The following is a 14351-nucleotide window of genomic DNA, read 5'->3' on the forward strand; positions in this document are numbered from 1 at the left end:
GTCAGACCCGATTGAGACCGGGCTCACAGTTTGCTGGAAATCACATGACCGCGCCGAATTTCATCGGGTAAGAGCGATTACCGATCTGGGCATGCCGGAGCAGGCGACGCGCCGCCCGCGCGTACGACTGGTCGACCGACCGGTCGAAAACGCGACGCGCGGAGGCGACCTGGGGGTTCCCCCCTAGGGGTAGACCAATAGGCCGCGAAGAAGCCCGTCGGCGACGCGCCGGGTAGCGGCCAGGAAGCCCGCAGAAGCGACCTGGCGTTATCTTTTCGTGATTGGTGTGACGCAGCTCGCAGGCGAAGTCGGCTGATATCGCGGAATTTGCTTCCCGGACCGATGTCCGACTTTACAAACCACCGTGATGTCTTCGTAACCTTTTCGAGACCTCACGGAGTCCCCTCGGACCGGAAACGGTGCAACGGGATGAAGCCCGCCGCGTCATACGGACACGGCGTCGTGGGGCAGATTGGAAGTACCCGCATCATGGCGACCAACACCGTCAAGCGTCAGGCGCAGCGAGCCGTTGCCGCCGGAGCCGTCGGCGCTGCCACCATCGGCGCGTTCCTCCTGCCGGCCGCTCCCGCGTCGGCGACGCCGGTCACCGTTCCCGGTATCGGCACCTTCGAGGTGCCCAACGAGATCCCGATCCCCCAGGGCATCCCCGGCATCGAGGCCCCCGGCGTGCCGCCGGTGTTCACCGCGCCGCGTGCCACCGCCGCTGACATCGCGCTCGACGCCGCCCTGAGCAAGGTCGGCTCCCCCTACGTCTACGGTGCCGCGGGCCCGGACGCCTTCGACTGCTCGGGTCTGGTCCAGTGGGCCTACCGTCAGGCCGGCATGGAGCTGCCGCGCACCAGCGGCGCCCAGCTCGGCGCGGGCACCCCGGTCTCGATCGACGACCTGCGCCCCGGCGACCTGGTGTCGTTCTACGGCGGCGGCCACTCGGGCCTGTACGCGGGTGACGGCAATGTCGTGCACGCCTCCACCGCGGGCACCCCGGTGCAGCTCGCCTCGCTCTCCTCGATGCCGTTCGCTGGCGCTCGCCGCTTCTGATCGACGGGTACGGTGCGTCGTTCGCGGGGAAGGGCGCACCGTGACCTCTCCGTGGCCTACTGGACACGGGCATACGCAGTTCCGTAACCTGATCGAGACCTTCTCGCGAGACGAGAAGGTCCGCTTCGGGTAAAGCGCTGTATCGGCGGACAACAAGAGAACGGGGCACGGCGCACTGTGACTGCACACCACCGGAATCCGCGCGTGCCGCGAGGCATCGCCGGAGCCATGTCCGCCGCGATCCTGGTGTGCGCCGCCTATGCCGCGGGCCCCTCCCTCGCCGATCCGGTCGCGCTGCCGGCCACCGCGGGCGACGCGATCGCCAGAATGGTCGACCTGTCCCGGCAGGCCGAGGCACTCAATCAGGCTTCGCTCACCGCGCAGCAGGACCTCGACGCCAAGCTGTCGGTCCAGCGCGAGGCCGACGACAAGCTCGCCGCGAGCACCGCCGTCGCCGATGCCGCCCGCGCCGAGGTGCGCAAGTTCCAGCCGATGATCGATCGCACCGCGATCGCCACCTACACCGGCGCGCGCACCGATCGCATGTTCGCGGTGCTGTCGAGCAATTCGCCGCAGCAGCTGCTGGACAAGATGTCCATGCTCGACGTGCTCTCCCAGCAGACCGCCGCGAGCGTGCGCGAGTTCAAGAAGGCCGCCGACAGCGCGACCGCCGCCGAATCCGTCGCCCGTGCCGCCGCCGACACCGCCCGCGCCGCGACGACGGCCGCGGAGTCCGTGCGCGCCGACGTCGACCGCAAGCGCAACGACCTCACCGTGGCCACCACCCAGGTCGTCGAGGCCTGGGGCGCGCTCTCGGCCAGGGACAAGTCCACGCTGGCCGGTTCCCCGTTCCCGCCCGGATTCGATCGCGATTCGCTGCTACAGGGCCTGGTCCCCGGCAGCGGCACCAGCGCGCTGGCCGCGGCCCTGACCCGCGTCGGCGATCCGTATGTGTGGGGCGCCACCGGCCCCGACCAGTTCGACTGCTCCGGGCTCGTGCAGTGGGCCTTCAAGCAGGTCGGCAAGAACGTGCCGCGCACCAGCTCCCAGCAGGCGAACTTCGGCACCCCGGTGGCCAAGGACGACCTGCAGCCCGGCGATGTCGTGCTGTTCTATCCCGAGATCTCGCACGTCGGTATCTACGCGGGCAACGGCATGATGGTGCACGCCTCCACCTTCGGAGTGCCGGTGGCCGTCGCGCCGATCAACACCACCCCGTACCACTCGGCCCGGCGATACTGAGCCGACGGTGACCGACCCGTCGCGCCGCTCGTCCGGCCTCCGTTCCTGGTTCTCGGCCAACGGCCGCCTCGAATTCGCCCTCACGCTCGCCTCGGTCACCCTGCTGACCGGGGCGTGCCTGGCCCTGATCCTGGTGCCGCGCAACGCGGGTCCGCTGCAACTTGCCACCGACGAGGCCGAGGTGCTCGACACCACCGAGGGCATCGACGACCCCCGGCTGACGCCGGTGCGGCGCGAGCTACAGCCGTTCGGCCCGATCCTGGTGCGCCGGGTCGCCGCGGGCGGCGAGGCCGACGCGCTGCTGGTGGCCCATCCTGGTCACCGTGCCGATCTGGATGTTCTCGAACGCGAGCTCGAGCTGGCGATCACCGATGTGAGCGCCGCGTGGGGTGTCGACTGGAATCGCGCGCCGGTGATCGTCGTCGCGGGGACCCCCACCGAGTTCACCGCCCTGACCAGGGCGGCGGGCGCGACGACCACCGCGGACGTGGCCGCCGTGTCGCTCACCGGCTCGTACGCGCCCGGTACCAGGCCCACCGACCAGCGGATCGTGTTCAATCCCGACGCGCGCCGCCGGGTCGGCGACGAGGGCCTGGCGACCCTGCTGCGCCACGAGCTCACCCACGTCGCGACCAGGGGCGCCACCACCGACGGCGCGCCGCTGTGGATGCTCGAGGGCTACGCCGAGTACGTCGCCCAGCGCGGCCAGGGCACCACTTTCTCCCAGGTCGCGCCGACCCTGACCACCCGGCTGCGCGCGGGCGCCCTGCCCACCGACCTGATCGCTGACGCCGACTTCACCGGGACCGACGCCGCCTACGCCTACGAATCCGCCTGGAGCGCTTGCGCTTTCCTCGCCGATCGCTACGGCCCCGCCACCCTCACCGAGTTATACAAACGGCTCGCGACCGGCCCACAGTCCCCCGCCGCCCAGGACGCCGCGTTCACCGCCGTGCTCGGCGCCTCGCGCGCCGAACTGCTCGACGGCTGGCGCGCCTGGCTGCGCGGCCGCGCCGTCTGACCACCGACGCTCACCTATTAGGTTGTTCACTTATGGCCCGAACTCTGCTGGTTACCAACGATTTCCCACCTCGGCCGGGTGGAATCCAGTCGTATCTGCACGCGCTGGCGAATCAGCTGCCGCCCGACGACCTGGTCGTCTACGCACCGCGCTGGCGTGGTGACAGTCACGAGAAGTTCGACGCCGCACAGAAGTTCCGCGTCGTTCGGCATCCGACGACGCTCATGCTGCCGACGCCCGGCGTGATCAAGCGGGCGGGCGCGCTGCTGCGCGAGCACGACTGCGACACCGTCTGGTTCGGCGCCGCCGCACCGCTGGCCGCGATGGCGCCGATGCTGCGGCGCGCCGGCGCCGAGCGCATTCTGGCCAGCACCCACGGCCACGAGGTCGGCTGGTCGATGCTGCCCGGCGCGCGGCAGGTGCTGCGCTCGATCGGCGAGAACACCGATGTCGTCACCTACGTCAGCAAGTACACCCGCGGCCGGTTCGCCTCGGCGTTCGGCCCGCGGGCCGCGCTCGAGTACCTGCCGCCGGGTGTCGACCCCGCCGAATTCCGGCCCGACCCGGCCGCACGCGCCGAACTGCGCGCCCGCTACGGCCTCGGCGACCGGCCGACGGTGCTGTGCCTGTCGCGCCTGGTCGCGCGCAAGGGCCAGGACATGCTGATCGTCGCCATGAACGAGGTGCGCGAACGCGTCGACGGCGCGGTCCTGGTGATCGCGGGCGGCGGACCCTACGAGACGCGGCTGCGCGGGCTGGCCGAGGCGCTCGGCGTCACCGACAGTGTCGTGTTCACCGGCCGGGTGCCCTCGGGTGAGCTGGCCGCCCATCACACCATCGCCGACGTCTTCGCCATGCCGTGCCGCACCCGCGGCGCCGGCCTGGATGTGGAGGGCCTCGGCATCGTCTTCCTGGAGGCGTCGGCGACCGGGGTGCCCGTTGTCGCCGGCAGCTCCGGCGGCGCGCCCGAGACCGTCCGGGAGGGCGAGACCGGGCTGGTCGTGCACGGACGCTCGGTCGAGCAGATCAGCGACGCGCTCGTCGAGCTGCTCACCGACCGCGACAAGGCGGCCGCGATGGGCGCCGCCGGCCGCGCGTGGGTGGAGCGGAACTGGCATTGGGACCGGCAGGGCGCCCGCTTGCGGGAGCTGCTGCGGTGACACCCCGGCCGGTACCGGTGTGGCGTCCACTACGCTCAGCGAGGTGAGCAGTATCCAGGTCGCAGATCAGACCTTCCTCGCGGCGCCGCCCGCCGCGATCGCCGACGTGCTGAGCGCCACCAACAACTGGCGCCGCTGGTGGCCCGACCTGCGCCTCGACGTGCGCGAGGACCGCGGCGACAAGGGCATCCGCTGGACGGTGGCAGGCCCGCTGACCGGCACCATGGAGGTGTGGCTGGAGGCCTGCGCCGACGGCGCCATCCTGCACTACTTCCTGCACGCCGAACCCACCGCGGCCAAGCCGATGTCGCCGCGCGCGCTGGCCGCGGCGAACCGGGCCCGCCGGGTCGCGGGCAAGACCATGTCGTTCGAACTGAAGGCCCGGCTCGAAGCCGGTCGACCCGCGGGCGTCGCGCCCGCGGCCGTCGCGGCGCCCTGACGACGCCACCGGCACCGACTGCTCGTCCCGCACGAAAGGAACCGTTGTCCGCCATGGCCGACCGGACCCAGAGATCGATTGTCATCGAGGCGCCGTCGAAGCAGGTGATGGCCGTCATCGCGGATCTGGAGTCCTACCCGGAGTGGGTGGCGGCCGCGCAGTCGGTCGAGGTGCTCGACACCGACGCGGCTGGCCGGGCGGCGACCGCGCGGTTCGTGCTCGACGCGGGCGTCGTCAAGGACACCTACGTGCTGACCTACACCTGGCGACCCGACGGCAACGCGGTGAGCTGGCGGCTGCTCAGCGGTGACCTGCAGAAAGCCCAGGACGGCAGCTACGAACTGCGTGAGCGGCCCGACGGCAGCACCGAGGTGATCTACGAGCTGACCGTCGACTTGAACATCCCGATGATCGGCATGTTCAAGCGGAAGGCCGAGAAGGTGATCACCGATACGGCCTTGAAGGAACTGAAGAAGCGGGTCGAGGGCTGAGCGCCCCGGGCGGTACCCGCGTCGAACTGTTCGTCGGCAAGGGCGGTGTCGGGAAGACGACGCTGGCCTGCGCGACGGGCATGAGCTACGCCCGCGCCGGGCGGCGGGTGCTGATCGCCTCGCTCGATCAGGCGCATTCGCTCGGCGACGCGCTCGGCTTCCGTTTCCCGCACGATCCGGGCACCGTCGCCGGGGTTGCCAGGGTGGCGCCCGGGCTCGAGGTGATCGAGATCGATTCCCTCGCCCTGCTCGAGGACCGCTTCCGTGACGTGGTGCGGATGCTGGCCAAGGGCGGCGGGCACGACCACGGCGTCGACCTGACCGCCATCGACCCGGCCGAACTCACCGGCCTGCCCGGCGTGCAGGAACTGCTGATGCTGGTGGAGATCGCCCAGTACGCGGAGGAGGACGACTGGGACGTCATCGTCGTCGACTGCCCGCCCTCGGCCGACATGCTGCGCATCCTCACCGCCCCGGACACCCTGCTCAACTATGTGGAGCGCCTGTGGCCCCGGCATACCCGCACGATGAGCGCGATCGGCCTCGATCTGCGCAAGGCGGTGCTGGCGGCCACGGTCGAGCGGATCGTCGGCGCGGTCACGCAGGTCCGCGACCTGCTCGCCGACCGCACCCGCACCAGCGCGCGGCTGATCACCGGACCCGAGCAGGTCGCCGTCGCCGAGGCGCGGCGGGTGCGCTCGGCGGCCGCGCTGCTCGGCCTGCGCCTGGACGCGGTGGTGGTGAACAAGGTGCTGGCCCCGGTCCCGCCGACCGGCGACAACGCCCATCCGGCCGTGCACTGGTACCTCAACCGGCGGGCCGAGCAACTCGAGGTGGTCGCGCGGCTGCACGAGCAGCTCACCGACGTCCCGATCCTGCTCGCCCAGCACGCCGGCGCCGAACCGGTGGGGGTGAACGCGCTGGTCGCGTTCTCCTATTCGGTCGACACGCTGCCCGGCCCGCACGCTCCGGGCGCGGATTCGGGCGAACCGATGGTTCGATGGGAGTCGGGTTCCGGTGTCGACTCCGTGTACGCGATGCGGATTCGGCTACCGGTTGTCGATCCCGGCACCTTGCGGCTGGGCCGAGTGGAGGACGATCTGATCGTGGGAGCCGACGGGGTGCGCACACGCGTACGGCTCGCGCCGGTGCTGCAACGCTGCACGGTGGCGGGCGCCGAACTCGACGACGGTCACCTCGTGGTCCGCTTCCGGCCCGATCCGCAGGTGTGGCCCGCCGATCCGAACTACACGAAGGCCACCGCAGATGAGCAGTGACAGGCAGTCCGACCGCCACGGCCACCCCGACGGTTTCGCCGAGTTCACCGAGGAGCTGCGGCTGCTGGCCGAAGTGCTCCTGGCCAGAGTCGAACCGGTGCTGCGCCGCACCGCCGCCGACGGCCAGGCCGATCTGGGCGGCTGCGCCTGGTGCCCGGTCTGCGCGGCCGCCGCCCTGGTGCGCGGCGAACACCACGACGTGGTCGCCGCCCTTGCCGACCACGGTACGTCGATGGTGACCGTGCTGCGCGAAGCGCTCGCCGGTGTCCCCGTCGAGCCGGTGCTGCCGCCGGAGTGGGCCGAACACGCCGCGGGACACCATGATTCGTCCGTCCACAACGGCACGACGCCCCACGGCCCGGCCACCGGCGCTCCCGAAGGCACCACCACTCGCCCCCCAGCTGCCGCGGCCGAAGGCGCACCCACCCGGGCCGCTGCCGCACCCACCGGCGCACACGCAGGCTCCGCCGCAACCGACCCCCGCAGACCGGACCGTCCCGCCGCTGCCCGAGCAGATCACGCGGATGCCCCTTCGGCCGACCGAGCCGCGACGGGACCGCACCACAACGGCACCACGGCGCAGCCCGAACACCCTGGCACCGCGGGCCGTTCCCGCCTGCGCTGGGGCACCGCGCGTCCCGACCCGGCAGCCAATCCCCGCCCCCGCCGGGTCGACGAATTCGCCGCTCCCCGTCAGCAAGGCGCACCGACCGGAACCGCGGCGGGCCCCACGGTGCGGCCGACGGATACACCGGGCACCGGACTCTTCGCGACGCCCCCGGCCGACGACCGGGACGACCGCTCGCGCACCACCCGCGCGCCAGGCTCGCGTTATGTCGACATTCCGGTGACGATCCGGGGATGACCCAGCGGATCGACCGTCAGCACCTGCTCACCGTCGGCATCGACGTCGGCGGCACGAACATCCGCGCCTCGGTCGTCGACGCCGAGGGTGAGGTGCTCGACAGCGTGCAGGCTCCGACCCCGCATTCGGCGCGCGCGCTCGAGGACGCCATCGACCGCTCGGTGCGCGAGCTGGCGCGCAGGCATCCGATCGCCGCGGTCGGCCTCGCGGTCGCCGGCTTCATCTCCGACGACCGCTCGACCGTCCTGTTCGCCCCGCACCTGCCCTGGCAGGATGCCCCGGTCGCGCAACGGCTCTCCGCGCGCCTCGGCCTGCCGGTGATCCTGGAACACGACGCCAATGCCGCGGGCTGGGCCGAATACCACTTCGGCGCCGCCGCGGGCGGGCACACCGTGGTCCTCGTCGCCATCGGCACCGGCATCGGCGCCGCCCTGCTCATCGACGGTCAGCTCTACCGCGGCAGCCACGGGGTCGCCCCCGAGCTCGGCCACCTGCAGGTGGTGCCCGCAGGCCGGGCCTGCGCCTGCGGCAAACGCGGCTGCTGGGAGCGCTACTGCAGCGGAACGGCACTGGCCGACACCGCGATCGAAATGCTGGCGACCGATCCGGTGCGCTCGGTGCTTGCCCGCGACGTGATCCACGATCCCGGCTCGCTGACCGGACGCCGGGTGGCAGGCGCCGCCCAGGACGGCGACCCGCTCGCGGTCAGGGTGATGGCCGACTTCGCGCGCTGGCTCGGGCTCGGCCTCGCCTTCGTCAGCGACATCTTCGATCCCGATCTGGTCGTGATCGCCGGTGGCGTGAGCAGTTCGGCGCCGCTGTTCCTGGACGAGGCGCGCGAGCACTACGCGCGCGCGGTCACCGGCGCCGGGCACCGGCCGCTCGCGCGGCTGCGCACCACCCAGCTCGGTGAGGCCGCGGGCATGATCGGCGCGGCGGAATTGGCCAGGGCGGCGGTCGACGCCCCGGTCGCGGGCCGGAGTGGGAGATGAGTGTCACAACACTGTGACTTGGCTACCGTCCTGGGTTGGTTGTGACCTGCGACCAGCGGTAAAGTCGGTTTCCGACGAGGCTGCACACCAAGATCCCGGTCCCGAAGAAAGGACGCCATGTTCTACTGGCTGCTCAAGTTCGTCTTTCCGGGACCATTCATGCACTTGTACAACCGGCCCGAGGTCGAGGGCGTCGAGAACGTCCCCACCGACGGGCCCGCGATCATGGCGGGCAATCACCTCTCCTTCTCCGACTGGCTGTTCGCGCCGCTGCTGTCCCCGCGCCGGATCAGCTACCTCGCCAAGGCGGAGTACTTCACCACCCCCGGTTTCAAGGGGCGCCTGCAGAAGTTCTTCTTCAGCGGCACCGGCCAGTACCCGATCGACCGCAGCGGCGCCTCCGCCGCTGAGGACGCGCTCACCGCCGCCCGCAAGCTGCTCGACAAGGGAATGCTCGTCGGCCTGTACCCGGAGGGCACCCGTTCACCCGACGGTCGCCTGTACAAGGGCAAGACCGGTATGGCGCGCCTGGCCCTGGAGACCGGCGTCCCGGTCATCCCGGTCGCGGTCATCGGCACCGACAAGGTGAGCCCGCCCGGACCGTTCAAGTGGCGTCGGCAGAAGGTCGTCCTCAAGTTCGGTGCGCCGCTGGACTTCTCGCGCTACGAGGGCATGAGCGGCAACCGTTTCGTCGAGCGCGCCGTCACCGACGAGGTGATGTACGAGCTGATGCGCCTCACCGGCCAGGAATACGTCGACGTCTACGCGCACAGCCTCAAGAAGGGCGTCGCCCCCACCGATCGCCAGCTCGCCGCCACCCGCATTCCGGACACCGCCGCCAGCTGACCCGTAATCCGGTGCGCCGCATCTGACGCACAGCACTGGCGCCCGGCAAGCGAACCATAAGGATCGTCGGCCAGACTGCTCGCATGTTCAAGCAATTGCTGGCCGCGGCCGGTGTCGGCGGCGCCGAGGTCGAAACCGAATTGTTCACCCCCGGTGTGCAACCCGGCGGACTCGTCGAGGGTGTGATCCGGTTGCGCGGCGGTCGTGTCGATCAGGCGATCGGGCACGTGGCGGTCGAGTTCGTCACCCGCGTGGAGCGGGAGTACTCCGACGGCGAGGAGCGGATCGCCGACCTCGGCTTCGGCCGGGTCGGCGTCGCCGGGCCGTTCACCCTGATCGCGGGCACGGTGGCCGAATTGCGTTTCGCCGCGCCGGTTCCGTTCGAGACACCGATCACCTTCTTCGACGGCCACCATCTGCCGGGTGCCGCGGTCGCGCTGCGCACCGTCGTCGACATCCACGGCGCCGTCGACGCCACCGACACCGATCCGATCGGTATCGGGGCGCTGCCCGCCCAGCACGTCGTGCTCGATGCCGTGCGGCGCATGGGTTTCGGGCTGCTCCGCACCGATGTGGAAGCGGGCACGATCGCCCGGACACCGCAGCGGCTGCCGTTCTATCAGGAGATCGAGTTCGGCCGCTCGCACCATTTCCCGCGGGTCAACCAGCTCGAGCTGACCTTCGTCGCCGCGGAGCAGGGCATGAGCGTCGTCCTCGAGGCCGATATCGAGGGTGGCTGGTTCCGGGAGGACCGCGACGGGATCGGCATGTTCTGGGTCGACTACTCGCGCCTGGCCGCGCAGGACTGGACCGCCGAGATCCACCGCACCCTGGCCGGGCTCGGCGCACTCGGCTGAGAGGCCGTAAGCCCACCGGGCCCACCCACCCGCTTGGTAGCCTCTTGCGAGGCACTGAGCCGGCGGGTGGGCCAGTCACAGCAGTGGCGGCGTCGGTGGACAGCGAGGTGGACATGGTCGGACGGGATGCAGAGGGCCGGGTGATGCCGTTCACTCGCCGCGCGAAATCGCCCGATGATCCGCGGATCGGTCATCCGCCCACCGGCAAGGTCGCCCGCAGCGCCCGGCTCGCCGCGGTGCCCGTGGCCTACGCGGGGCGGCGCATCGCCGGACTCGGCAAGCGCGCCGTCGGCCGCAATGCCGAGGACGTGGAACGCGAAATCCGGACCAGGACCGCCGAGCACCTGTTCCAGGTGCTCGGCGAATTGAAGGGCTGCGTCGCGAAACTGGGCCAGCTGCTCGGCCTGCTCGAACTGGGCCTCGCGCCCGACCTGGCCGAGCCGTATCGCCAAGCCCTTGCCCGCCTGCACGACTCGGCCCCCGCCATGCTGCCCGCCGCCGTGCACGCCGAGCTGGCCGTGCACCTCGGTACGGACTGGCGCTCGCTGTTCCTCGATTTCGACGACCGCGCCGCGGCGGCGGCCTCGGTGGGCCAGGTCCATCGCGCACACTGGCACGACGGCACGCCGGTGGCCGTGAAGGTGATGTACCCCGGCGCCCGCCGTGCCGTCCTGGCCGATCTGCAGGCCCTGCGCCGCGCCACCCCGCTGTTCACCGCGCTGCTGCCCGGCGCCGACACCCGCCCGGTGATCGAGGCGCTGTGCGACGAGATCCACGCCGAACTGGACTACGCGCGGGAAGCGGCCAACCAGCGCGCGTTCGCCCTCGCCTTCGCCGGTGACGCGGACGTGGTGGTCAGCCGGGTGATCGCCCAGCGCGGCGATGTGCTGGTCACCGAATGGCTCGACGGCGCCCCGCTGACCCGGTTGATCGCCCGCGGCGAGGCCGCCGAGCTCGACCGGCTCGGCGTGCTGATCCTGCGCTTCCTGTTCTCCGCGCCCGCCCGCGCCGCCCTCGTCTACGGCGACCCGCATCCCGGCAACTTCCTGCGCATGCCCGACGGCCGCCTCGGCGTTGTCGATTTCGGCGCGTGCACCCCGTGGCCCGCCGCCTTCCTCGACGTCGCCGGTGACGTCGGCGCGGCCGTGATCGCCGACTCCCCCGCCGACCTCGAGGCCGCCATCCGCCGCCACGGTTTCGTCGCCCCCGGCCGCGAACTCGACATCGCCACCGTCGCCGCCCGCCTGCAACCGGTCCGCGACGCCCTGCTGGCCCCCACCTACCCGCTCTCGGCCGACTGGCTGCGCAAGCAGGTCCGCCTGGCCACCGACCTGCGTTTGTCGAATGTGTTGCGCCAGTTGACGATGCCGCCCGACCACACCCCGATCCTGCGCTCCTTCCTCGGCGGCATCGCGGTCCTGTGCCAGCTCAAGACCGAGGTGCCGCTGCGCGCGGAATGCACCCGCTGGTACCCCGAAACCGCGGCCGCCGCGGGGCTGTGACCCGTGGTGCACTGGGACATTCCGCGCACGCCGATGGGGGCGCTGCTGACGACCCGCCTCGGCGAGGAGCGCGGTGTCCCGGTGGAAACCTGCCTGCGCGGCACCGGGCTCACCACCGAGCTGCTCGCCGACCCGAACGCCGAGATCTCCGCGGCCGCCGAATTGGCCGTCATCGCCAATCTGGTCCGTGAACTCGACAATCCGCCCGGTCTCGGCGTGCGGGCGGGCAGCCTGTTCCGGCTCACCTCCTACGGCATGTGGGGTTTCGCGCTCATCAGCAGCCCGACCCTGCACTCCGCGATCCAGGCGGGCCTGCAGTTCATCGACCTCACCTTCGCCTTCAGCGACATCCAGATGCGCCGCACCGACACCGAACTCCAGCTCACCCTCACCGCCCCCGATGTCGCCGAACCGTTGCGCCGCTTCGTGATCGAACGCGACATGGCGGCCATCCAGACCCTGAACCGGGACCTGCTCGCCACGCCGATCCCGATCAACCACGTGCGCTCGGCCTTTCCCCCGCCGCCGCGCGCCGATCTCGCGCTCTACACCGAAACCTTCGGGCTGACCCCGGAATTCGATGCCGAGGAGTGCCTGGCCGGATTCGACCACGCCCACGTCGACGCCCCGCTGCCGCAGGCCAACGAGCACACCGCCGCCGTCGCGATCGAGCACTGCCGCGACCTGCTCGACCGGCGCAAGACCCGCGGCGGCACTTCGGGCCGCGTGCGCGACATCCTGGTCCAGCACCTCGCCCAGCCCCCGGACGCGCCCCAGGTGGCGGCCATGCTGTTCGTCAGCGAGCGCACCCTGCGGCACCGGCTGGCCAAGGAAGGCACCTCCTACCGAGCCCTGCTCGACGAGGTCAGACAACGGCTGGCGGAGGAGATGCTGGTGACCCGCGGCCTGCCGGTCGCCGAGATCGCCCACCGCCTCGGCTATGTGGAGGTATCGAGCTTCTCCCAGGCCTTCCGCCGCTGGAAAGGCATGGGGCCCCGCGCCTATCGCGATCAGTGCCGGTCGCGCGGCGCGGGCACCCGCTGGTCCGCGGCGGTGACGACGAACTCCGCGTCGTCGAACCGGCGCAGCCGCCTGCGATAGTCGAAGGTGAAGCCGGGCCAGTTGTTGGTGTTGCGGCCCGCCGCGGTCGTGTACCAGCTGGTGCAGCCGCTGCTCCACACCGTCGCGCGGATCGCCTCCTGCACCGCGGTATTCGAGCGCCCCTGCACCTCGGGCCGCACATCGATCGAGCGTGCGCCCGCGGCGAGGCGGTCGATGGCCTGCAGCACATAGCCGAACTGGGATTCCAGCATGTAGACGATCGAATTGTGCCCGAGGTTGGTGTTGGGTCCGTAGAGGACGAACAGGTTCGGGAAGCCCGCCACGGTGATTCCGAGGTGCGCTTGGGCACCGTCGCGCCACACCTCGTCGAGGCGGCGGCCGCCGCGCCCGGTCACCGTCATGGGCGCGAGGAACTCGTTGGCCTGGAATCCGGTGCCGAGCAACAGCGCGTCGACCTCGTGCAGCACACCGTCGGCGGTGCGCAGCCCGGTCGGTTCGATGCGCGTGATCGCCTCGGTCACCACGTCCACGTTCGGCCGGTTGAGGGCCTCGTAGTAGTCGTTGGAGATCAAGATCCGCTTGCAGCCGATCTTCGTCGCAGGCGTGAGCCGCGCCCGCAGCCCGGCATCGGGCACCTGATCGGCCAGGTAGCGCTCGAAACGCCGCTGCACCAACGCCATCGCCTGCGGGAACTTGGTGAACGCGAAGGCGCGCGGTTCCAGCGCGAGGTAGGTGGCCGCGCGCGAGAGCGCCAGCAAGCCGGGCACCCGGCGCAGCGCGGTGTGCGCGAGCGCGCTGTAGGCGTAGTCCGGCTTGGGGATCACATGCGCGGCCTCACGCTGGAACAGCTCGAGGCGTGCCGCCCGCCGCGCCACCCGCGGCACGAACTGGATCGCGGACGCGCCGGTGCCGATCACCGCGACGCGCTTGCCGTCCAGGTCGTAATCGTGATCCCAGGTGGCGGAATGGAACATCGCCCCGGCGAATTCGTCGATGCCGTCGATCTCGGGGATCGCGGGCCTGCTCAGCTGGCCGGTCGCGGCCACCAGCGCGCGCACCCGGTACTCCTCGCCGTCCGCGACCCGCACCACCCACTCACCGGCTGCCTCGTCGTAGGCGGCCGAGGTCACCTCGGCGGCGAACCGGATGTGCTTGCGCAGGTCGAACCGGTCGGCGACCTCGCGCAGGTACGCGAGGATCTCCGGCTGCTCGGCGAACCGCCGCGACCAATCGGCCTTGGGCGCGAAGGAGAACGAATACAGGTGCGACGGCACATCACACGCGGCGCCGGGATAGGTGTTGTCCCGCCAGGTGCCGCCCACCTCGTCCGCGCGTTCGAACAGGACGATGTCGTCGTAGCCCGCCGCCTTCAGTCGCACGGCCATGCCGAGCCCGCCGAATCCGGTCCCGATGATCCCCACCGAGGGCCGCGTGGTGTGTCCAGTCATGCCGATGACGGTAGGTGAGCGACAACTCACGACACAGTGCGCGAACGGCGGCAAAGTTACTAGATCCGGCAAGGTGGGTGCGATCCGTAC

At 71.1% G+C, this 14351-nt stretch carries 14 protein-coding genes; 13 read left to right on the forward strand and 1 reads right to left on the reverse strand.

Translation table 11 applies throughout. The features are described 5' to 3' along the window. Positions 1-489 precede the first annotated feature (489 nt). The 13 genes from ACWF82_RS26375 (at position 490) to ACWF82_RS26435 (ending at position 12852) form a co-directional block, all read left to right on the forward strand. On the forward strand, positions 490-1059 hold the full coding sequence (locus tag ACWF82_RS26375) for a C40 family peptidase (protein ID WP_452505347.1): 570 nt from the start codon (positions 490-492) through the stop codon (positions 1057-1059). A 228-nt stretch (positions 1060-1287) separates the two neighbouring features. Further along, the gene (locus ACWF82_RS26380; protein WP_452505349.1) at positions 1288-2301 is read left to right on the forward strand and encodes an NlpC/P60 family protein; all 1014 of its coding nucleotides are present in this window, start codon (positions 1288-1290) and stop codon (positions 2299-2301) included. A gap of 7 nt (positions 2302-2308) precedes the next feature. Continuing rightward, a complete protein-coding gene (locus tag ACWF82_RS26385; RefSeq protein ID WP_452505351.1) occupies positions 2309-3322 on the forward strand; it encodes a hypothetical protein in 1014 nt (337 codons plus the stop codon). 32 nt (positions 3323-3354) lie between these two features. Continuing rightward, entirely contained in the window at positions 3355-4482 is a 1128-nt protein-coding gene (locus tag ACWF82_RS26390; RefSeq protein WP_452505353.1) for a glycosyltransferase family 4 protein, read from the forward strand. A 43-nt stretch (positions 4483-4525) separates the two neighbouring features. Beyond that, complete coding sequence (locus tag ACWF82_RS26395; RefSeq protein ID WP_452505355.1) at positions 4526-4921, forward strand: polyketide cyclase / dehydrase and lipid transport; 396 nt, start codon at positions 4526-4528, stop codon at positions 4919-4921. 53 nt (positions 4922-4974) lie between these two features. Further along, complete coding sequence (locus ACWF82_RS26400; RefSeq protein WP_452505357.1) at positions 4975-5412, forward strand: SRPBCC family protein; 438 nt, start codon at positions 4975-4977, stop codon at positions 5410-5412. A gap of 26 nt (positions 5413-5438) precedes the next feature. Continuing rightward, positions 5439-6689 (forward strand): ArsA family ATPase, encoded by a 1251-nt coding sequence (locus tag ACWF82_RS26405; RefSeq protein WP_452505400.1) that lies wholly within the window; start codon positions 5439-5441, stop codon positions 6687-6689. Then, on the forward strand, positions 6679-7554 hold the full coding sequence (locus tag ACWF82_RS26410; protein ID WP_452505358.1) for a hypothetical protein: 876 nt from the start codon (positions 6679-6681) through the stop codon (positions 7552-7554). Before ACWF82_RS26405 ends, ACWF82_RS26410 begins: the two co-directional genes overlap by 11 nt. After that, entirely contained in the window at positions 7551-8546 is a 996-nt protein-coding gene (locus ACWF82_RS26415) for an ROK family protein (RefSeq protein ID WP_452505360.1), read from the forward strand. Before ACWF82_RS26410 ends, ACWF82_RS26415 begins: the two co-directional genes overlap by 4 nt. 117 nt (positions 8547-8663) lie before the next feature. Next, positions 8664-9392: a lysophospholipid acyltransferase family protein gene (locus ACWF82_RS26420; protein WP_452505361.1), complete on the forward strand. Its 729-nt coding sequence runs from the start codon at positions 8664-8666 to the stop codon at positions 9390-9392. 83 nt (positions 9393-9475) lie between these two features. Then, positions 9476-10249 (forward strand): sporulation protein, encoded by a 774-nt coding sequence (locus tag ACWF82_RS26425; protein ID WP_452505363.1) that lies wholly within the window; start codon positions 9476-9478, stop codon positions 10247-10249. 113 nt (positions 10250-10362) lie between these two features. Continuing rightward, a complete protein-coding gene (locus ACWF82_RS26430) occupies positions 10363-11751 on the forward strand; it encodes an ABC1 kinase family protein (RefSeq protein ID WP_452505365.1) in 1389 nt (462 codons plus the stop codon). Between the two features lie 3 nt (positions 11752-11754). Beyond that, positions 11755-12852: an AraC family transcriptional regulator gene (locus ACWF82_RS26435; protein ID WP_452505367.1), complete on the forward strand. Its 1098-nt coding sequence runs from the start codon at positions 11755-11757 to the stop codon at positions 12850-12852. On the opposite strand, the gene ACWF82_RS26440 is transcribed toward ACWF82_RS26435, so the two are convergent. Continuing rightward, the gene (locus ACWF82_RS26440) at positions 12762-14261 is read right to left on the reverse strand and encodes a flavin-containing monooxygenase (RefSeq protein ID WP_452505368.1); all 1500 of its coding nucleotides are present in this window, start codon (positions 14259-14261) and stop codon (positions 12762-12764) included. The genes ACWF82_RS26435 and ACWF82_RS26440 overlap by 91 nt on opposite strands. Positions 14262-14351: the final 90 nt, after the last annotated feature.

The sequence above is a fragment of the Nocardia sp. NPDC055053 genome (genome assembly GCF_053608285.1).

Excerpts from the sequence above, each read along its gene's own strand:
- ACWF82_RS26375 (WP_452505347.1), top strand. The coding sequence starts at position 490 with ATGGCGACCAACACCGTCAAGCGTCAGGCGCAGCGAGCCGTTGCCGCC.
- ACWF82_RS26380 (WP_452505349.1), top strand. The coding sequence starts at position 1,288 with ATGTCCGCCGCGATCCTGGTGTGCGCCGCCTATGCCGCGGGCCCCTCC.
- ACWF82_RS26390 (WP_452505353.1), top strand. The coding sequence starts at position 3,355 with ATGGCCCGAACTCTGCTGGTTACCAACGATTTCCCACCTCGGCCGGGT.
- ACWF82_RS26400 (WP_452505357.1), top strand. The coding sequence starts at position 4,975 with ATGGCCGACCGGACCCAGAGATCGATTGTCATCGAGGCGCCGTCGAAG.
- ACWF82_RS26410 (WP_452505358.1), top strand. The coding sequence starts at position 6,679 with ATGAGCAGTGACAGGCAGTCCGACCGCCACGGCCACCCCGACGGTTTC.
- ACWF82_RS26415 (WP_452505360.1), top strand. The coding sequence starts at position 7,551 with ATGACCCAGCGGATCGACCGTCAGCACCTGCTCACCGTCGGCATCGAC.
- ACWF82_RS26420 (WP_452505361.1), top strand. The coding sequence starts at position 8,664 with ATGTTCTACTGGCTGCTCAAGTTCGTCTTTCCGGGACCATTCATGCAC.
- ACWF82_RS26425 (WP_452505363.1), top strand. The coding sequence starts at position 9,476 with ATGTTCAAGCAATTGCTGGCCGCGGCCGGTGTCGGCGGCGCCGAGGTC.
- ACWF82_RS26430 (WP_452505365.1), top strand. The coding sequence starts at position 10,363 with ATGGTCGGACGGGATGCAGAGGGCCGGGTGATGCCGTTCACTCGCCGC.
- ACWF82_RS26440 (WP_452505368.1), bottom strand. The coding sequence starts at position 14,261 with ATGACTGGACACACCACGCGGCCCTCGGTGGGGATCATCGGGACCGGA.